This window comes from Campylobacter concisus, assembly GCF_002165815.1.
Classification (GTDB): Bacteria; Campylobacterota; Campylobacteria; order Campylobacterales; family Campylobacteraceae; genus Campylobacter_A; species Campylobacter_A concisus_BH.
On sequence record NZ_NDYN01000004.1, the window covers coordinates 34,242 to 53,579 of the forward strand.

Here is a 19,338-nt window from a genome sequence, read left to right on the forward strand (position 1 = left end):
AAAATCATAAAAATTTAACAATTATATCTTTGCAATGCTTAAATGCAAGGCAAATGATAAATAGATTATTAATAATCAAGTATCTTCTCTCCATCTCGTCAAATTTAGCGCTAGCAAGATCATTAAAGGCTAAATTTTTGGCTTTTATCACAGCCTCTTTTGCGGTGTAAATTTCATAAAATTTTTGCATTTTATCTTTGGAGTTTGCGTAAATTTCGCTCTCTTTTTTGCTAAAGCAAAATTTGATCACACCGTCAAAATTTCGCTCCTTTATCTCCTCCACATCAACGCCAACTTTTTCTTTTGAGATAGCTAAAACAGCGACATTTTCTTTGTGAGAAAGGCAAATTTTGCCCCGTTTTTTTGCTTTAAATTTTAAATAGCGAGAGAGTTTGAATGAGTTTGAATTTACTAAATTTGGATATTTTTTTAGTTTTCTACGCTCTTTTTTATCTAGCATTTTGGGGCTAAATTTCTCAGTCTCAAAGCCGATAAAAAGATAAATTTCACTCTTTTTTATAGGCATTTTCAACTCTTTTTTTATACTCTTTTGCGCTTTCAAGCGCCCATATAAACTCGCCACTAACCGCCCTTAAAGCGTCATTTTGAAGCTCGGTCTTATCTTTAAACGATCTAATCCTTGGCGTAAAAATGGCCTCATCATCTCTAAAATCAGCCTCTTTTAGATCAAAATTTAAATTACTTATTTTGCTATTTAAGATATGCAAGGCGCATTTTCTTGGTCCAAAGATGAAATTTTGCTCTTTTAATGCCTTTAAACTCCTTACCAAAATGCCGCCATAAAGCGCTGGCTCGCTCTTAAAAGAGATGTCAAAACCAAAGTTGTGAAAATAAATTTCGCCCGCCTCACACGATCTTTTGTAGGTGTTTGCATCAAAGCAGGTGTAAATTTCAAGCTCGCTAAATTTATACTCCGCGCCGCTTACAACGAGGATCTTGCTTCGCATCAGCTCACGCAAAAAGCCCTGAAATTTCGCGTCAATATGCGCCTTAAAACCTGCTATTTTAAGAAGCTCCTCTCTTTGGCTCTTATCTAAGCTTTTAAAACCATCTCGCCTAAGTGCTTGAAATTTCTCTTTATCAAAACAACTTTGCTTTAAAAGCTCACTAATCATTGCCGCTAGATCAAATTTAGCAAAATGGCTTTTAAGTAGCTTACCTGATAGCATTTTTGCTCCTAATTTTTTGGCATATTTTAAGAAATTTAGCTTTTATATGCAAATGATGGGTCTAAAAAATTTACAAAAAATAGCGAATTTTTAATTTAAAACTTATGCGAAGTACTGCATGCGATCTAAAACTCAAGCAAATTTTAAAATTTCATGAGCGAGTAATTTCGGCTCTGATTTTAGTGGCAAGCTTTGCGAGACCTAAAATCAGTAGCCAATTCTTGCGAGTGAGTGAGATTTTAAAATTTGCAAAATAGCAAATTTCTCTTTTAAAAATACAGACCTTAAATTTAAAAACTCTTTTATTCAAAAGGGGGACAAGAGGACTCGAGTTACGAGGCCGTCCCCTTATCCCCCTTTTTAAATCCCCTAAACCCCTCGCACGTTAGAGGTGCATGCAATGGTGCTGGCGCACTGCATGCGGTTTATTGAAATTCTAGTAAATTTTAAAATTTATGAGCGAGCATATCACGCTTCTAAATTTAGTGGCGAATAGTTATGAGCCCTAAATTTAGTAAGTTGCTAAGGCGAGCGAGTAAGATTTTAAAATTTGTAAATTTGCTTTATTAAAACAGGTAAGTGTCAAGTAAATTTTAAAGAGTAATTTCGGCTCTAAAATTTGAGCTAAGCGGTAAGCGAAGCCAAATTTTAGTAGTCAATTCTTGTGAGTGAGTGAAAGTTTAAAATTTGCAAAATAGATTTTTATAAATTTAATGTTTGTTTCTTTGTTAAGGGGGAAGAGGCTTGAATTACGAAGTCGCTCCCTTCCCCCTTAACAATCCCCTAACCCCGACGACGTTAGAAGTGGCATGCGATAGCGCTTTGCGCCGCATGCAGTCTAAAACTCTAGCAAATTTTAAAATTTGCAAATGGTAGTGAAATTTACTTCTAAGGTAGGCAAATTTTACCAGCTGCCGCTAGCTCCGCCTCCGCCAAATCCACCGCCGCCGCCACTAAAGCCGCCTCCTCTGCCACTTGAGCGACCGCCACCATTTGAGCCTGAACCACCTCGTCTAAAGCCCATTGGTAAAGAGCCGCCTTGGCTATTTCTCTTAAAAACGTCTTTTAAAATAAAGAAAAATACCGCAAATATAAAGGCAAAAGCGCCAAAGATGATAAGGTAGTTTTGCACGCCAAATCCTTGCTCAAGTGCGGTTGATACAAGTCCAGCAAAGCACGTGCTAAAGCCAGTTCGCATAAAAAATTTGCCAAAGATCACAGAGGCAAAACAAGAGAGCATGCCAGCAAAAAAGGCAAACACGCCAAAAGGCAAGTCGCTAAGGCCGGATTTACCACTAAATTCCTCGCCGCTAGCTACTTTTATGATCGCCAAAACACCCTCTTTCACGCCTTCGCTCATCTTGCCGTTTTTAAACTCAGGTATCATCACACTATTTATGATCTCGCTTGCTACGGCGTCAGTTAGCACCCCTTCAAGTCCGTATCCAACCTCGATGCGGACCTTTTTCTCATTTGGAGCGACCACCAAAAGCACGCCGTTGCTATCTTTTTTTTGACCTAGTTTGTAGCCTCTAGCTATCTCAAGAGACAGCTCTTCGATGCTTTTGTTTCCTAGCGAATTTAAAGTCACTATGGCGATTTGCGTGGTGCTATTTTGCTCGAAATTTTGCAATAAATTTAAAAGCTCATCTCTTTCATTTTGCGAAAAAACATGAGCCTCATCGTTAATCTGCTCATTGAAATTTAGAGCAAAACAAAAGCAAAATGCAAAGAGCAGTAGAGCAAGAGCTTTTTTCATCACTTCTCAAATGAAACTTTTGGATTTTTCATATCTTCGCTGCTAACCTCGATGCCTTGCTTTGGCTTCATCTCTGGATGAAAGATGCTGGCTATAAATTTACCAGGAAAGCTTCTAAGAGCTACGTTATACTCTTTTACAGCCTCGATGTAGTCGCGTCTTGCTACGCTTATGCGGTTTTCTGTGCCTTCAAGCTGGCCTTGGAGTGAGAGGAAATTTTGATTTGCTTTTAGCTCTGGATAGCTCTCGCTTACTGCCATTAGCCTGCCAAGTGCGGAGCCTAGCTGACCTTGAGCCGCCATAAATTCTTTAACCTTTGCCTCGTCGCTAAGGCTGCTTGCGTCGATGCTTACTTGCATGCTCTTGCTTCTTGCGTTTGCCACATCCTCAAAGACCTTTTGCTCGTGAGCTGCGTAGCCTTTTACGGTTTCAACTAAATTTGGCACGAGATCGGCTCTTCTTTTGTATTGATTTAGCACCTGAGACCACTTCTCGTTGGTGTTTTCATCAAGCACGACAAATGAATTTGCGTATTTGAAAGCGCCAAAAACAAGTGCGGCGATGACCACAACTATGGCTATTAAATTTTTCATATTTTCTCCTTTAAAAGGGGTGATATTAGTAAAATAAGGCTTAAAAAATGATGTAAATTTGAAGTTAGGTAAGTGAAGTGAGTGCTTAAAGGGCACTCACTTTTTAGGGATTATAGGTCTGTTTGGATCTTATCTTCAATGATAATATGTACTGTCTGACCATTTACAGTATCGTTGCTTGTATAGCCTTTTGAGCCAAAGTCAGCATTTACTGTTGAATCTTCATGCCACTTACCTTTTATATCTACCTTGCTAGTGCTATCGCCTCTTATCTTAAGGATAGTGTTGATGTTATCAGTCATAGCAAAGATATCTTTTGCATCGAATTTGATCTCAGAGTTGCCTTTTAGCTCGATCCTCTCGATGCTCTCAACTTTTGTGTTAAGGTCAGTAACGCCGCTAAGATCTACGTGAGAAGTATCTCTAAAGACGATCGTATCAGATGTGCCCTCTCCACCTTTCATCACTTTGCTTGGATCATAATCCATCCTAAAGTCTTCAAGCTCTATGCGAAGTGTATCGCTATGAGTTTTATTTACAAGACCGCCTGGAGTTTTAAGCGTAGCATCTACTTTTAGATCATAAGCTGATCTTGCGTTGATGTCTAGTAGCTGCTCAAACACACCATTGCTCATATCATCTGCTGTTAGCACGTGATTTACTGTCTTTGTTTGAGCGTGATTGTCTGGATCAGTGTATTTGATCTCAACTGTATCGCCCGCTCTTGCATCATCGCTAACATAAATTTTAACTGGCGTTGTATCTTGAGTTTTGTTGTTATCGCCAAAGTTTTCATAGCCATATAGATGTCCATCTCTATTGCCGTCTTCAACAAACTGCATACCTCTTATAGCGTCCATCTCGACTTTTGCATGATCTTCTGCGCTTACAGTAGTTGTTCCATCAGATAGAGTGACTTTTGCTTTTGTCTCTTGTCCTACCGCGATAGCTGCATCAAGCTCAAGCGGTTTGCCATTTTCAAGAGTGAACTGGCTGTGATTAGCTTGATTTTCTAGTACGATATTGCCAAGTGGATCTTTGCTAAGAACTTTAAATTCTTTAGTCACAGGCGTTGTGCTACCAGCATTTGTGATCTCAACTTTTATGCTATCGCCAGCTATTACGCTACCAGGTAGAGATACACTTACTTTTGAAGTATCGCTACTTGTCTCATCTCTTGTGATAGTGCCATTGTCGTTTGCATCAGCTGCTATGCTTACACTTAGACCTTTGCTGCTTAGCTGCGCTAGTTTTGCCTCTGCGTCAGCATGTGCTGTTTGATCGTCTTGAGTAGTTATAGTTGCATCTACCTTTGTTTTCTCACCTGGCTTCATAGGGACATTATCTACTTTGATAGTGTTGTTTTCTGTGATATCTTGTGGTGTTCCGCCATTTATTATATCTGTAGCAGTGATTTTGCCATCTGCTGTCTTAGTTATTTTAAATTCTCTACTTCCTGCGACACCAGTATTTGGATCAACATACTCAACTTTTACGTGATCGCCTGTTACAACATTGTAAGGCACTTTTACGCTTACTGTTGTAGTTTTTAGGTTGTTGTCTGATATAGCCTCATCTCTGCTTAGCTCATTGTTTCTGTTAGCATTATCTTCGTTGAAAATTACGCTTAGCTCGTTATTGTTTATAGGCTCTAGTATCGCCTCTGCTGATTTAGGTGTGACATTAGGTATCTCTACTTCAACCTTAGCAGGATTTGTAACACTTACAGCGATATGAGGTATCTTTAGTAGGTTGCCTGGTGCTAAAGGCACATTGTTTCCAGCTGCATCTTCTATCGTTAGTACGTGGCTATTGTTGCTAGTTACTTTATATGTAGTTGGCACACCATTTACTTTTACAGTAAATGTATCACCTGTATGTAGATCGCCACTTGGTAGAGATACGGTTGCAGATGTCTCTTTAACCTTACCATCTGAGTTTGCCTCGTCTCTGCTTAGTTTGCCATTTCTATCTTTGTCCTCATCGATAAGTACATAGAAATTTGTACTGCCATCACCATCAGCATCAAGTGTGATATCACTACCAGCTTCTACCTTATCGACACCTGTTGCATCGCTAACTGTTGCACTTACCTTGCTTTTTTTATCTTCCTCAAGCGGCACAGTATACTCAACAGCTTTATTGCCAACCACATTTAGACCATCTACTGTGATATTGCCATGAGCGTCTTTATGGATAGTATGTCTTGTGGTAGTTGGTGTGCCATTTTCTATGCTTGTAGTTATCTCTAGTATGTCACCATCTACAACATTGCTTGGTAGTTTTATGGTAGCTGTGGTTTTATCTAAAACACCATCTGAACTTGCTTCATCTCTATTTAAAATTCCGTTAAAGTCTTTATCTTCTTTAAATATAACAGTCATATCATCGTGAAGATTTTCAAGAGTGGCATGATTTGTTACTATGGTTTTTGCATGATCTTTAGCGTCTGTAAATGTTGCCTTAGCCTCAGTATTTTTACCTTCGCCTATTACTATGCCTGGTACTGTGATTTTATTATCGCTATCAGCTGTTATAGTATTAGTACCATCTGTTAGAGTAATGCTATTGCCATTTCTTGTGATAGCAAATTCTTTTTGTAAAGTTATGTTGCCATCAGCTTTAACCTCAAGTACCATCTTGTCGCCAGTTATCACGTTATTTGGCACTTTTATTTTTAGATCTGTCTTATGAAGATCATGATCTTTCATGCTCTCATCTCTTGTGATAGATGTATTAGCATCAACGTCTTCACCAAAGAAAATTCCAGAGTCATCAAGCTCTGTTACGCTTACGCTATTTGTGCCAGTAGCACTTTGAATACCATCTTTATCGATGATAGTAGCTGAAATTTTAGTCTCAGCTCCTGTTAATGTACCAACATGAGAAATTTTAAAGCCGTTGTCGCTTACTGCTACATTATTGCCATCCTCATCTGTTATCTTAACGCCTGAAGCATCTTTATGAACGTTAAATTTAAGCGTTCTATCTTTAGTTGTACCATCAAGTTGTGGCTCAGTGATCTTAACTTCGATCCTATCGCCATCTACTGCATTTTTAGGGATCTTGATTGTTGCAGTTGTGCTAAATTCATCATGGTCGCTAGCTGAATCTTTTCTGCTCATAGTTTTTGAGTTATGTGCCTCATCAAAGATAACCTCAGGTGCTTTTACATGCTCTAAACTAGCTGAAACTTCTGGCTCATTTATATATGTATCATGTCTGCCTGGTGTCATGTTTGTGATACTAGCTTTGATAGTGGTATCTTGTCCATTTCTTAGATCAAAGCCTGGTACTTCAAATGAGTATTGATTAAAGTCCTCTTTTGTAAATGGGAAATTTTGTCCGCCATTGCCGATCTCTGTTATACCAGTTACCTCACCTTTATCATTCATATGTATAGTGAAATTTCTATCATATGGTGCTTTTCCAGGCTCATTTATATGAAGTGTGAGTGTATCACCATTGTCTATTTTGTTTGGAAGTCTTATAAGAGCTGTTGTTTTATTTACCTCATGCTCGTCCATACTCTCTTGTCTTGAAATTTCATGAAGAGTATCTTGCTCTATAAATTTTATCTCCATGTTTCTACCGATAGGTATTACATTATCTTTATTAGACTCTGCACTCTTTGGTGTGTCATCTGCAGCTACGACATGAGCACTTGCATAGTTCCATACGTCAGGGAAGACTGGTAAAGATGTATTTACCTTATGGTTATCAACATCTGCTTGTGTAAGAGGCACTATTTTTGTTGTATCATGTTTTGTTAATGGATCAGTGTAAGTTATGACAACTTTATCGCCTGCTACAACATCTTTTGGAAGTGTTACTTCAACAGTTGTGCTTCTAAAGTTTCCATCTTTGCTATTTTCCCAGTCATCTATACCGCCATCATTATCGTGGTCTTCAGTAAATGTTAAAGTTGGTCTTACATCTGGAGTAACATCATCGGTTGCTACATCGCTCTTCCAAGTGCTAGAGTTTGTGCTATCAGTAACATAAGCATCTACTTTTGAAACTTTACCCTCAGCAACTGGCATATTGTCTATCTTGTAGCCATTATTAATTATATTTTGATCGATAGCAACTTCTCTAGTTTCAGTAGTACCATCTGGTTTTGTTAGTGTAATGTGAAGTTTATCTCCAGGGATAACATCACTTACTTTTATAAGTACTGGTGACTCATTTTGTTTGCTGTCATTGTTGTTTTCTGTGTAAGTTAAAAATTTATCGTTATCTCTATCTTCTGTAAATTCAACACTTACGCTTGATTTTGTAGGAGTTACGTTATCTTCACTGCTGCCGCCAGTGTTACCTTGGAAATTTGTAACGCTTGCTTCTACTTTTGAGTTTTTACCTGGCTCTACAGGTGCATCTATTGGATAGCCATTAGTTATGATAGCTGGAGTGATGGTTATGTTTGTTGTTGTTTCATTACCATTTGGATCAGTTACAGTGACTTTTAGTATATCGCCAGCTCTTACTGTGCCGTCATTTGGTACAGTGATAAGAACTTTAGATGTATTTATATCTGTATCATTTCCATGCTCTACTCTGCTTAAAGTGTGGTTTCCATTTATATCATTTATAAATTTAACAGTTGGCGCACCTGGGATTATATTAACGTTTGCGCCATTATCACCATTATCACCATCGTTGCCATCATTGTAGCCGCCTATTGGGCTATCGTATGAAGCAAAAGCTCTGTTTGTATCGGTTAAATTTCTATAAGTTTCATTGATGTTAGAGTAGTGACCGCCCTCAGCAAATCTAGCTTCGCCAAGGCTAACGCCATCTCCACCACCAGCAGCAGCATTACCACCAGCAGCAGTCTCTTCAAGTTTTGTTAGATCGCCACCATTTAAAATAGCATTTTGCAAAGCGCTTATATCAGCTAAGCCCTCAGCACCTATCGTATTTGGATTTAAAGAAAGCGTGTCACTACCTAGTACAGTTAGCTCTTTGCCGTTATTTGCAACAATAGTTACTTTGTCGGCTGCATCGCTAGTTTTGACACTCTCACCCATATAAACGATGTCGCCAACTTTTAGCTCTCTCTCGTTTCCGTTTTGATCAACTGCGACCGCCTTGCCACTTAGCGATTTTACTACACCCGCTTCTTTAGCCATAAAACTCTCCTTAATAATTTTTCGGCGATTATATAATAAGAGTGAGGCTGGGGATATTAAGTAAAATTTGGGTAAATTTAAGTTTATTTTTAGTTACTTAATACTCTTTTATCACACTTTAATATTTTTAAAATTCCCCCTAAAAAAGGCATTTTGTGTAACTTTTGTGTAAAAAATTTTAAAAAAAATTTTTATATGGTACATGTACCTTTCGTTTCATAAAAGCGTTATTCTGAACGCCTTAAGAAAGAGCATCTTTTAAGCTAACACGAAAATATTATGCATTTTTTAGCTACTTTTGCCAAAAAATTTTCTTGCCAAAGCCTAGAGTGTTGCTCGTAAATTTAACCTTTTCAAGGCTTATAGACCAAATTTTTGGATCCATCGCCTTTGCGTAAAAAAATCTTTTAAAGTAAATTTCTCGCTCACTTGCGCCAGCCTCGCTCATCACCCCTTGAAACTGCACACCCTCTATCTTGCCAACGATCTTTGTATCAAGAGCGATGGTGCCAGCAACGAGCTTTGAGTTTTTTAAAAATTTAACATGCGAGCTCTCATCACAGCTAGCTAGCAAAAGGCAAAAATTTACCTCATCAAAGGCGTAAAACGCGCTAAAAGCGTAAGGCTGCCCCTCATCATCAATGGTGCAAACGCTTGCTAGATGCATCTTTTTTAAAAATTTAACTATCCTCTCATCCATCTAAATTCCCCTAAAAATGTCAAGAATGGTTTGAAATTTAAAGATGACTATGGCGATTATCAGCACCCAAAGCGTAAAAATAATGAGCTCTATTAGAGTAAATTTATCTTTTGCAACCTTTTTAAAAGCAAGCATCGTTAAAAGTGCCCCAAAAAAGCCACCAATGAGCGAAAAATAGTGGATCGCATTTACCTTTACAAAGCTTGGCAAAAGCCCTTTAAAAAATAGTGAAAACATCAAAATGGCAAGCAAATTTGCAAGTATAAAGTAGTAGCCAACAACTGGCAAAACAGGCCAAAGCTTAGCAAAAACGAAGCTTAAAACAGTGATAAGCATCAGCAAAAAGATCCTAGTCCCAAAACAACACATCGCCCGTCCTTTTTTGACGCATTTTACAAAATTTTGCTTTATGAAATTAAAAATTTGCCGATTTAGCCTCAAAAGGATTTAAAAATGCAAACAAATTTTTACTCTCAAGGAAGCTACAATAACATGAGCTTTTCGATGAAGACTAGCTCAGGCGACGAGATAAGCTTTTCGATGTATGACAACAAAAATTTAGAGTTTTCAAGCCAGAAAAATGGCACTTCAAGCCAAAGAAGCCTAACTTTAACGCACGAATACGGCTACGAGTTTTTATATAAAGGAAACGGCATAGACGAGCAGGATATGAAAGAGATCGAAGAAGCGATGAAGCAAATTCGCCCACAGGTTGATGAGTTTATGAAAAATGTCAAAGAGGGCGATAAGATCGCAGGTAGCAGTCAAAGCATAAGCGAGCTTTCAAACAAGATCAAGCAGATGTTGCCTGACGCAAAAGATCTGGATCACAAAAATTTCATAAATGACAATATGCTAAAAATGTTTGACGAGCTTTTAGCTAAAAATGATGCCAATAAAAACCTACTAAGTGCGACAAAAAGGCTATTTGACACATTGCTTGATGAGAGCAAAAAAGTATCTTACTACGCATAAATTTAGAGCTTTTTGGCTCTAAATTTTAACTAGCGCCTCTCTTTGATAAAAGAGGTGCGACAAGACTATCACGAAATAAAGCTGAAAAAATAATCCCACAAGCGGCACAAGCGAGATAACATAAAATAAAAGTGTAAAGGCTATAAATTTAACCCCGCCACCTTCAAGCAGTGCTAGCTCAAATTTATCGCTATCAAGCGTGTTTGAGCCAACGTCTATTAGTAAAAGCTTATAGTAGATATAAAAAAACGGCACGTTGATGATGAAAAAATTTACAAACGGCACAAACAAAAGTGGTAAGCAAACAAGCAAGATCCCAAGAAATTTCACGATCTCAACCATCATCACCTTTAGCACTCTAGCCGTGCTAGCCTCACTTTTAAGCACGTAGTTGTAGTGCCTTTTGTTTATCTCTTTGGCCACAACTGGCGTTAAAAAGCCAGCTACGACTAGGGCGATCACGATGCTAATGATGATCGTTAAAAAGGTGCTTAAAACGTAAAAAAGTATGCTAACTATCCACTTTGTAGCGCTAAAGCTTAAAATTTTAATAGCTATAAAAGATAGCGTCGAGTTTGACTCTAAAAAGGCAAAATTTTCGTTTTTAGCGCCGTCACTTAAAAGATCAAATATCTCGCCACCTCCCCAGATGCTAAGCCACGCAAGGCTACAAATGCTAAGAAAAAGCGGCAAGATCGATAGCGTTATAAATTTGGCTGTAAAAAAGTCTTTAAAACCAAGGCGAAGAAGATTTATCATTTTACCTTTTTGTACTCACGCTCAAGTGCGGCGTAAATTTCATCTATCTTACTAACGCCATTTGATAAAATTTCGCTCATCACTTCGTTATCTTCGCGTCCGTTCCAAATTTTCTTATAGCTGCCCTCTTTGTAGCCGTTATTTTGGCGGAAGCGATTTAGCACGTTTTTAGCGATGTAGCACTCATAAAGCGAGTATAAATTTACGCCACATTTTAAAGACATTGAGAAATAAATTTTAAAGATATCAAAGATGTCATAGTCAAAGCCGCTGCACTCATGTATAAGCATCTCAACATCGTTCATGATCTCGTAAATGCTCTCGTCTTCGACACTTAGTGGCTCTTTGCAAAAGTCACTAAAACCGCTTGCTTGGCAGATATCCTCAGCCAAAGTCTCAACATCGCCAAGCTGTTTTGCCCTGTAAATTTGTAGCGCTAGGCTCATTATAAAGTGCCAGATATCAACAACCTCGATGCGTAAATTTTGCTCATCAGTCTTAGCATCTATGCTCTTCCAGTGCTTCCACGCAAAGCTGTCGATAAGCTCAGCGCACTCCATATATATGCAGCGCCTCCAGCTTATGAGTTTATTTTTATTTGTATAGCCATTTTCCCAACCAAGCCCGTTTGTCTCGTCATTTAGGCTTTGTTGCATCTTTAACATCTCTAAAACAATAGTTCTTTCATCCATTTTTAAACCTTTTAAATTTTAAATGATTATAACAAAAAACAATTAATGCTTAAGCGACAAGCTTGACCCAAATCATCTTAATGCAAGCTTACAAGATGTAAAATCACCCAAAATTTCAAAGGAGAAAAGATGAGAGAGAAAGATCTAGTAGTTTGCAACGTTTGCGGACTAAAAAGCAGCGATGATAAAAATGCAGTTTTCATCCACGCTCACAAAAACGGCGAAGAGGTCGATATCTGCACAAGCTGTATCCCAAGCGTGATACATGGCTCAGGCATGGTCGTAAAATCAAACGAAGAGATAAAGGCTGAAATTTAAATATCAGCCACCATGTGAGAATTCTGCCTTAAAGAATTCTCAAACTCCTCCGCACTCATCGGACGAGATAAGAAATATCCTTGCATTTCATTACAATTAAGCTCTTTTAAAAGCTCTTTTATCTCGTGGCTTTCCACGCCTTTTGCTGTCACTTTTAGCTTCATTGATTTTGCTATATTTATGATAGCAGCGACTACTTGCATATCTTTTTTATTGATCACTGACTGAGCAACAAAGTCATTTGCTATCTTTATGCGATCGATCTTATACTTTCTGATATAGACAAATGACGTATATCCAGATCCAAAGTCATCTATACAAACATCTATGCTATTTTTCTCCAAAAGTGAGAAAATTTTATCAAGCGTCTCTTGGTCGTTTTTCCATATATCTTCGCTAAATTCAAGCTCAAACTGCTTTGGATTTAGGTGGTGCGAGTTTAAAGTTAGCATAAATTCATTTACAAATTTTTCAGATGTGCTTTGAATTTGTGCTACGTTTATGCTTATTTTTGGTACTTTTAGCTTTTTGTTTTGCCATCTTACGGCTTGTTCTACTGTTTTTGAGACAGAAAGCGTGCAGATGTCGTTTAAGATGTCGCTATTTAAGCTAGCTATATCCATAAACTCGCCAGCTTCTTTTTGTCCATACTCTTTTGACTGCCATCTAAGTAGCGCTTCTACGCAGATGATCTTTAAATTTTTAATGTCATAAATCGGCTGAAAATATACCTCAAAATCCTCTTGTAAATTTGCTTTTTTAAGAGCTATCTCTATGTTTGAGCTTTGTTGTATTTCGCTATCTATCTCATTATTATAAACCATCGGGTTTTTGGCTGGATTTTGCTTAGCGTAGTACATCGCCATATCAGCTTTTTTGATGATATTTCTAGGATCGCTGATGTTATCTCTTGTGACAACGTGGATACCAACGACACTCTTGATCGCAAAGTGATACTTATCTATTTGCAAAGGTTTTTCTATCGTATCTCTTAGCTCCATACCAAGTTTCATGCGTTTAGTGTGGCTATTTTCCTCCATTTTTGAAAGCACGATGAACTCATCAGCGCCGATCCTTGCGGTAACCTCTTGTCTGTTGCACGCTTCACGTATGCGCTTTGCTATCGCTTTTAAAATTTTATCGCCAACCTCATGTCCATAAGATGTATTTATATTTTTAAAGCGACTTATATTTATATAATAAACTGCGATCTCTTGCTTCTCGCCCAAAACGCTACACATACCTTTAAGCTCATTTAGCAAAGAGTCTCTGTTGCCAAGAGAGGTTAGATAGTCTTTTTCAGATACGCCCTCTAAACTTAAATTTATCATCTCAAGTTCGTTTGTCTTTAGGTGCTTCTCTTTGTTCTTAGCATCATGTAAATTTTGCTCTGCGTTATATATCTCTTCGCTTTGATCAAGCACCTTCATAAAATAGCTAATGACAGCTCCAGCTACAACTACAAAAATTATAAGCAGATCGACATAAGATGAGAGGTTGGCTTTTATAAGTATTAGTGCAGCTGAGATGATAGGCACGAGCTTAGATGTTGTTTTTATGCCAACATCTGCTGCGCTTATACGCTTGTTGTCGCCCCTTAAGTAAAAAGCTCCAAGCATCAAGAGGAAAAATGGCACAAGATAGATAGAGTGCAGAGTAAAATCATGCCCTTTGTTTATAAGCTCATTATAAAAAACATATAAATTTAATAGCGTAAAAATCGCACTTGCTATTATCAAGAAAAAGCCGCTATGTCTAATGTAAAGATGGTTGCTATTAAAAATTTCACTAAGAGCGATGAATAAAATAGACAAATTTACAAAAATAGCAATGCTAGCAGCGAGCTCGCTAGGGCTTTTAGGATGGATCAATATATTAAAATCGCCCATATCGCCAACGATACAATAAGCAAGCGTGAAAACTAGCAAAAGCACATTAAAGCTATCGGCTAGAACTAGGATCTTTTTATCGCTAGCTATAAATTTGACCACAAAAAATATGCCAACAGCGGCCAATAGTAAAAACATAGGGAGCAGATCGAAAAAATCAAGATAAGAAATTTGCTCTTTGCTTCTTAAAAGAAAGTCTTCATTGACGCTTCTAATGGCATCAACAATCGTCCAAAGAAAGACCCCAAAGCATGCAGCAAGCCAGTGCATAGCTTTAAGCTTTGATCTGTTCATAGAGATGTAGATACCAAGAACTACAAGACCAAAGCCAAAAAATATCAACAAATTTTCAAAAATTTTATAGTTTAAGATGCCGGCAAACTGAGAAAATATAAAAAGAGCTATAACGGCATAGAAAATTTGTTTTTGTCTTACGATAAGTGACGAATTTGACGTAAAAAAAATGTTTCTCTCCATTGTTTATTCTGTTTCAAACCTTATTTTTAGTTATAATTTTGCAAATTTTTCTTTAAGGTTAATTATGAAATATAATATCGTCTTATCTGGAGAAAATTTAATAGACTACCAAGCGTTTAATCTATTTTTTTCAAAAAAGGCTAGAAAACAGTATTTTATAAATGTTTTTATGATTTTTACTGAGGCCATTATAGCTGGATTTGTCGCTGATATGCTCTTAAAAACCAAAATTTTTACTATTATCGGCGTCATTTTTGCTATCTTTTGGATCATTTTTTATCCAATTTTTTTAAAAAATAGACGAAGAGTGGCGCTAAAAAGCTTAGAAATTTCAGACTTCAAAAAAGAGATGATCTTTGAAGTAAATGAGAAAAATTTGGCATTTTATGAAAATGAGCCAAAAGAAAATGAAATTTTTGACATAAAAGATGTAAGTGAAATTTACGAGCTTAAAAATATCTTTGTCATCTTTATAAATGAAAAAATTCATCTTGTCTTGCCAAAAAATAAAGAAACCTCAGAGCTAGTAAAAACACTTATAAAAGAGAGCAAAAAAGAGCTACTGCTTTTTGAAAATTTAGACTACAAAAGCGTTATTGGCTAAGCTTGTAAATTTACAAGCTTAGATATGATCAAGCGTGCTTCTTATAAGCTCTTCAAAGTCTTTAGCGTTCATCGGCTTACCCCAGAAATAACCTTGTATCTCATCGCAGCCTAGCTCTCTTAAAATTTCAAGCTGAGTTTCGTCCTCAACACCCTCAGCGATCGTCTTTAGCTCGATATTTTTAGCTAGAGTTATAACGCTTTTTACAACGTCTCTATCGATCTCATTTATAGCGATGTTATCAACTAGCTCTTTTGCGATCTTTAGCCTATCTAGCGGATACTTTTTGATGTAGTTCATCGATGAAAAGCCAGTGCCAAAGTCATCGATCGAGATGCTCATGCCTTTATCTGAAAATTTCTTTAAGACTGTTTGCATGATCTCTTCGGCATTGACGAGGCTTGCCTCTGTAAGCTCGATATCAACGCACTTTGGATCCATGCCAAATTCTTCAACATAGCCAAAGATATCCGATGCAAAATTTACATTATCAACCTGTTTTGGCGAGATGTTGATGCCAACTTTTAGGCTGATGCCATACTTTTTGTTCCAGTAGCTCATCTGCCTTATGGCCTCTTTTGCCACCCATATTCCTATTGTATTTATAATTGAGCTTTGCTCGGCTACTGGGATAAATTTAGCCGGACTTACAAAGCCTTTTACTGGAGAGTTCCACCTTATAAGAGCCTCTGCACCTATTATCTTTTTACCATTTAGCAGATACTGCGGCTGGAAATTTAGGCTAAATTCCTCATCAAAATTCATAGAATTTAGCAAAATTTCTATGTAGTTTTTCTCCTGAATGATCTCTTTTATATCATCGTAAAAGACATATTTTGTATTAACATCTCTTTTTGCTGCATCAAGTGCCGCTCCAGCTTGCATGATAAGATCATCAGCTAAAATTTCACTTGTTTGCGTTGAGCTAACGCCAACCTTTGCTCCAAGAGCTATCTTATAATCGCCAACTGAGATTTGCTCGGCTATGATGTTTAGCAGATAGTATAAAAATTCTCTATAATGCCCCTCATTTTTTTGCTTTAAAACTATCATAAAGTCATCGCCGCCAAACCTTGAGATAATAGCGCCCTCTGGCAAGATCGCTTTGATATTTTTAGAAAATTTCAAAAGCACCTCATCGCCCACATAGTGACCGTATGAGTCATTTATAGCCTTAAAGTGGTTGATGTCTATGCTATAAATATCTATCTTTTCGCCAAGCGCTTTGGTCTTTATCATCTCTGATAGTTTGCTTAAAAATGACTGTCTATTTAAAAGCCCAGTGAGTGAGTCAAATTCGCTAAGCTGCCTTAAGCGCTCATTTTTCTCTTCAAGCTCTTTTAAGCTATCTTGGATCTCTTCGTCAAGTTGAGCGATAATATGTCTTTCAGATCTAGCTAAATCCCTCATAGCAACTGTACTTGAGATACTATAAATTAGCGCTGCATAGGCTAGCAAAACCATAAGTAGAAAAACTATCCAAACAGAGTAAATTTTATCTGTATTAGCAGCTCCTAAAAAGAGTAAAGATACGATAAGCAAGGTGATAAATTTATATATAAGCACCCTTATATAGTCTTTTCTATAGCTTCTTATCTTGATATTTGCCTCGTTTTCCTTTAGGTGTAAGCAAGCTACAAATATAATAAAAAATGCAACTTTAAAGAAAAACTCGTAATGAACATTTGTACCACCGTACGCCAAAAAGGCCTTTGATGAGTAGTATGAGTCGCAAATGCAAATGATAAGCAAGGCTAATAAATATAAAAGTAGGCTAACCCTTTTATAGCTAAAAGCTGGTTTTTTTGATACAAAATTTAGTGAAAATGCGACAACAAAGACAAAGCAAAAGATAAAAATATCCATTATGATATATGAAAGGCTAATCACAAATTCTTGATTAAGCGCTACTGCTAAACTTTTATCAAAAACTACAAACCAAAAAAAACTAACCGTTATAAGCATCAAAGCAAGCGCATCTACCGCGACTTGTTGCCATATCACTCTTTTTAAAATCCTTGTAAAAAAGGCGACAAAAGATATGATAAACATAAAAAATGGGATCAAATATAAAATTTGCATAAGCTCCGTACGAGAGATATTTCCGTGCATGAGAAGCGATCTATCATAAAGCAATAAAAGGATATCTGCTAACGCCCAGCTCGCGATAGCTAAAAATATATAGGTCCAGTATGAGTTTAAATTTCTACTACTTTTTAATAAAAAGAACAAAAATATGGCGATCACTATATCGGTACCGACTGATATGGCTGTCAGATAAAGCTGATCTCCCAGATAAATAGCAGAAAAATAAGCAATAATCAGGGCAAATATAAATAAAAAAGAGCCATTGTGAAAATTTGTTATCCTATCAAGCACGGCCACTCTCCGCTTGTTGGGCTAGCTTTTGCCACCTTTGCCACTCGCCGCTATCATCGACGTCGTTACCGATAGCCTCGTACCTAGCGTAAAAATGCTCAACAAATTTCTTGCAATTTTCATCTTTTGGCAGATAGCTCTGCTCATCTTTTTGGCAAAATTTCTCCAAAAACACGCTCGCATCATCCTTTTTAGCGTATGTTTGCGCTAGATCGAAGTAGTTTTGCAAGCAAATTTCTTTAAATTTAGCGTAGGCCTGCTCGCTCATATCCACACTTAGTTTGCTGTCAAATTTAAGCACCCCAGCTCTAAAAAGCAAGCTAAGATGTATGAGCCCCTCACAGTAATAAGCCCTTACCTCATCGACCTTTCGCCACGCGATAAGCCCAACCGCACGGGCTATTAGCTCGTGAAAGACGGCCATTTTATACTCCGCTTCTTCGTGCAAGAAGAAATTTACTAGCCCACCAGTCGTCGCCTTATACTCTTCTATAAATTTAAAGACGCCACTTTTATTCATACTAGTCTCAGTATCAAGTCCGATAAAGAGGATGTGGCCAAACTCATGGCCGATCGTTGAAATTTCATATACTTTTTTCCAAATTTTTGGCTTTAAAAATAAAATTTCTCTACCAAAATCCAAAAATTCCTTGCTAAAAATTTCAGCCCCAAGCTTCATAAAAGGCTTTGCCTTTGCGCCCTCATAGACGTGATTTACAAAGGCAAAAATTTTCTTGCCGCATTTTGCGCTCACACTCTCGTCATTTGGCACGACTTGAGCGCTAAAAAGCCCGTTTAGCTCCGCTGCGTAATAGATCATCGGCACGCTTATATAAAGCTGCGTTCTAGCGATATTTTCGCTAACTGCCCTGTTTGTCTCAGCGTTATCAAATTTGATCTTTTCGCAAACGCTTTTGTAAGTTTTTGTTACTTTTTCTTTAAATTTAAGCTCGTCAATGCCCTCGCTATCAACCAGCCTGATGTCCCACTCAAGTGCGACTGCGTGCGTGTAGGCATCCTCGTAGTACTCCAGCGGATGGCCTGGCTGAAGCGCGCCTTTTACATCCATCCACGCTATTTCAGCCTCTTGCCAAGCATTTATAACCTTTGCATTGTCCTCCTCACAAAAGGCATTTTGCAGCTTTTCAAGGTATTTTACATAAGATTTTTGCTCGTCATTTTGGTCTAAATTTCTTAAAATTTCAAGATTTTTTACAAATACTTTTTTAAGCTCTCTAACCTCATCTTTAAAAGCAAGCGCGTAAGGCAAAAAGCTAAATTTCTCGCCCTCTTTGCAAACTGCGCCATACGTTCTATCAGCTCTTACACCATTACTATCACACTGAAACAAAGCGTTTTTAGTGATAAACTCATTTGCCTCGCTTAGATCTTTAAATTTAGCTTCAAACTCTTTATTTGTGGTCTCTATTATCTTATCTTGCCATGAAATTTGCCACGCATTTAGACTAAGCCCAAGCTCGTGCATCGCCTCAACAAAGGCTTGATAAAACGGGTCTAAAATTTGCTCATCACGTGCCTTTTTTATAAGCTCGGAGTATAAATTTTCATATAAATTTCTAACGTAGCCGTAGATCAAATTTAGCATGCGTTTTTGCTCGTCCTCGCCTAAATTTAGCTTTTTTAGCTCATTTTGAAGCGGATCAACTTTAAGATCAACTATCCTTCTAGCAAGGGCTAGTTTTTGGCTTGGTGTGCCAGTAAGGCCGCAAATTTTCACAGCTTCAGTTATGATCTTGTCATCTAAATTTTTATAAATAGCATTTAGCTTGGATTTTTGCTCTTTTGTAAGTTCGTTTAGTCTTTTAAAATCATTCATATTTTCATCCCTTAAAGTTGCAGGATTTTAGCAT

Annotated in this window: 15 protein-coding genes; 3 read left to right on the forward strand and 12 right to left on the reverse strand. The window is 37.4% G+C overall.

Annotation, left to right across the window (positions count from 1 at the left end; translation table 11 throughout):
- Positions 1-4: 4 nt before the first annotated feature.
- The 7 genes from B9N65_RS04180 to B9N65_RS04210 all read right to left on the reverse strand — a co-directional run bounded on the left by B9N65_RS04180 (position 5) and on the right by B9N65_RS04210 (position 9,743).
- Positions 5-526, reverse strand: a complete 522-nt coding sequence (locus B9N65_RS04180; protein WP_087582926.1) for a 4'-phosphopantetheinyl transferase family protein — start codon at positions 524-526, stop codon at positions 5-7.
- On the reverse strand, positions 507-1,190 hold the full coding sequence (locus B9N65_RS04185) for an ABC transporter substrate-binding protein (protein ID WP_087582927.1): 684 nt from the start codon (positions 1,188-1,190) through the stop codon (positions 507-509). Before B9N65_RS04185 ends, B9N65_RS04180 begins: the two co-directional genes overlap by 20 nt.
- A gap of 904 nt (positions 1,191-2,094) precedes the next feature.
- A complete protein-coding gene (locus B9N65_RS04190) occupies positions 2,095-2,949 on the reverse strand; it encodes a TPM domain-containing protein (protein ID WP_087582928.1) in 855 nt (284 codons plus the stop codon).
- Positions 2,949-3,542, reverse strand: a complete 594-nt coding sequence (locus tag B9N65_RS04195; RefSeq protein ID WP_087582929.1) for a LemA family protein — start codon at positions 3,540-3,542, stop codon at positions 2,949-2,951. Before B9N65_RS04195 ends, B9N65_RS04190 begins: the two co-directional genes overlap by 1 nt.
- A gap of 110 nt (positions 3,543-3,652) precedes the next feature.
- Positions 3,653-8,674, reverse strand: a complete 5,022-nt coding sequence (locus tag B9N65_RS04200) for a retention module-containing protein (protein ID WP_087582930.1) — start codon at positions 8,672-8,674, stop codon at positions 3,653-3,655.
- 292 nt (positions 8,675-8,966) lie between these two features.
- The gene (locus B9N65_RS04205) at positions 8,967-9,374 is read right to left on the reverse strand and encodes a pyridoxamine 5'-phosphate oxidase family protein (protein ID WP_087582931.1); all 408 of its coding nucleotides are present in this window, start codon (positions 9,372-9,374) and stop codon (positions 8,967-8,969) included.
- Positions 9,375-9,743 carry an L-arabinose ABC transporter gene (locus B9N65_RS04210; protein ID WP_257640026.1) on the reverse strand — a complete coding sequence of 123 codons (369 nt, stop codon included), beginning with the start codon at positions 9,741-9,743 and terminating at the stop codon, positions 9,375-9,377. It lies immediately after the preceding gene.
- Positions 9,744-9,827: 84 nt separating this feature from the next.
- On the opposite strand from B9N65_RS04210, the gene B9N65_RS04215 reads away from it, so the two are divergent.
- Positions 9,828-10,349, forward strand: coding sequence for an ATP/GTP-binding protein (locus B9N65_RS04215; protein ID WP_087582932.1), 522 nt, complete (start codon positions 9,828-9,830; stop codon positions 10,347-10,349).
- Positions 10,350-10,367: 18 nt separating this feature from the next.
- Here B9N65_RS04215 and B9N65_RS04220 read toward each other — a convergent pair whose 3' ends face one another.
- Positions 10,368-11,108, reverse strand: a complete 741-nt coding sequence (locus B9N65_RS04220) for an EI24 domain-containing protein (RefSeq protein WP_087582933.1) — start codon at positions 11,106-11,108, stop codon at positions 10,368-10,370.
- Entirely contained in the window at positions 11,105-11,800 is a 696-nt protein-coding gene (gene dut / locus B9N65_RS04225; protein ID WP_087582934.1) for a dUTPase, read from the reverse strand. The genes B9N65_RS04220 and dut overlap by 4 nt, the downstream gene beginning before the upstream one ends.
- A gap of 129 nt (positions 11,801-11,929) precedes the next feature.
- Between dut and B9N65_RS04230 the strand changes: the two genes are divergently transcribed.
- Positions 11,930-12,118, forward strand: coding sequence for a hypothetical protein (locus B9N65_RS04230; RefSeq protein ID WP_002940779.1), 189 nt, complete (start codon positions 11,930-11,932; stop codon positions 12,116-12,118).
- Here the strand turns inward: B9N65_RS04230 and B9N65_RS04235 are convergent.
- Positions 12,115-14,484 (reverse strand): EAL domain-containing protein, encoded by a 2,370-nt coding sequence (locus B9N65_RS04235; RefSeq protein ID WP_087582935.1) that lies wholly within the window; start codon positions 14,482-14,484, stop codon positions 12,115-12,117. The genes B9N65_RS04230 and B9N65_RS04235 overlap by 4 nt on opposite strands.
- A gap of 64 nt (positions 14,485-14,548) precedes the next feature.
- Here B9N65_RS04235 and B9N65_RS04240 point away from each other — a divergent pair, with 64 nt between their 5' ends.
- The gene (locus tag B9N65_RS04240; protein ID WP_087582936.1) at positions 14,549-15,088 is read left to right on the forward strand and encodes a hypothetical protein; all 540 of its coding nucleotides are present in this window, start codon (positions 14,549-14,551) and stop codon (positions 15,086-15,088) included.
- Between the two features lie 18 nt (positions 15,089-15,106).
- Here B9N65_RS04240 and B9N65_RS04245 read toward each other — a convergent pair whose 3' ends face one another.
- Together B9N65_RS04245 and ciaB are read right to left on the reverse strand one after the other, a co-directional pair.
- Positions 15,107-17,467 carry a putative bifunctional diguanylate cyclase/phosphodiesterase gene (locus B9N65_RS04245; RefSeq protein ID WP_087583051.1) on the reverse strand — a complete coding sequence of 787 codons (2,361 nt, stop codon included), beginning with the start codon at positions 17,465-17,467 and terminating at the stop codon, positions 15,107-15,109.
- Positions 17,460-19,304, reverse strand: a complete 1,845-nt coding sequence (ciaB, locus tag B9N65_RS04250) for an invasion protein CiaB (RefSeq protein ID WP_087582937.1) — start codon at positions 19,302-19,304, stop codon at positions 17,460-17,462. Before ciaB ends, B9N65_RS04245 begins: the two co-directional genes overlap by 8 nt.
- Positions 19,305-19,338 lie beyond the last annotated feature (34 nt).

Coding starts and splice junctions, on each gene's coding strand:
- B9N65_RS04180 (WP_087582926.1), bottom strand. CDS start 526: ATGCCTATAAAAAAGAGTGAAATTTATCTTTTTATCGGCTTTGAGACT.
- B9N65_RS04185 (WP_087582927.1), bottom strand. CDS start 1,190: ATGCTATCAGGTAAGCTACTTAAAAGCCATTTTGCTAAATTTGATCTA.
- B9N65_RS04190 (WP_087582928.1), bottom strand. CDS start 2,949: ATGAAAAAAGCTCTTGCTCTACTGCTCTTTGCATTTTGCTTTTGTTTT.
- B9N65_RS04195 (WP_087582929.1), bottom strand. CDS start 3,542: ATGAAAAATTTAATAGCCATAGTTGTGGTCATCGCCGCACTTGTTTTT.
- B9N65_RS04200 (WP_087582930.1), bottom strand. CDS start 8,674: ATGGCTAAAGAAGCGGGTGTAGTAAAATCGCTAAGTGGCAAGGCGGTC.
- B9N65_RS04205 (WP_087582931.1), bottom strand. CDS start 9,374: ATGGATGAGAGGATAGTTAAATTTTTAAAAAAGATGCATCTAGCAAGC.
- B9N65_RS04210 (WP_257640026.1), bottom strand. CDS start 9,743: ATGTGTTGTTTTGGGACTAGGATCTTTTTGCTGATGCTTATCACTGTT.
- B9N65_RS04215 (WP_087582932.1), top strand. CDS start 9,828: ATGCAAACAAATTTTTACTCTCAAGGAAGCTACAATAACATGAGCTTT.
- B9N65_RS04220 (WP_087582933.1), bottom strand. CDS start 11,108: ATGATAAATCTTCTTCGCCTTGGTTTTAAAGACTTTTTTACAGCCAAA.
- dut (WP_087582934.1), bottom strand. CDS start 11,800: ATGGATGAAAGAACTATTGTTTTAGAGATGTTAAAGATGCAACAAAGC.
- B9N65_RS04230 (WP_002940779.1), top strand. CDS start 11,930: ATGAGAGAGAAAGATCTAGTAGTTTGCAACGTTTGCGGACTAAAAAGC.
- B9N65_RS04235 (WP_087582935.1), bottom strand. CDS start 14,484: ATGGAGAGAAACATTTTTTTTACGTCAAATTCGTCACTTATCGTAAGA.
- B9N65_RS04240 (WP_087582936.1), top strand. CDS start 14,549: ATGAAATATAATATCGTCTTATCTGGAGAAAATTTAATAGACTACCAA.
- ciaB (WP_087582937.1), bottom strand. CDS start 19,304: ATGAATGATTTTAAAAGACTAAACGAACTTACAAAAGAGCAAAAATCC.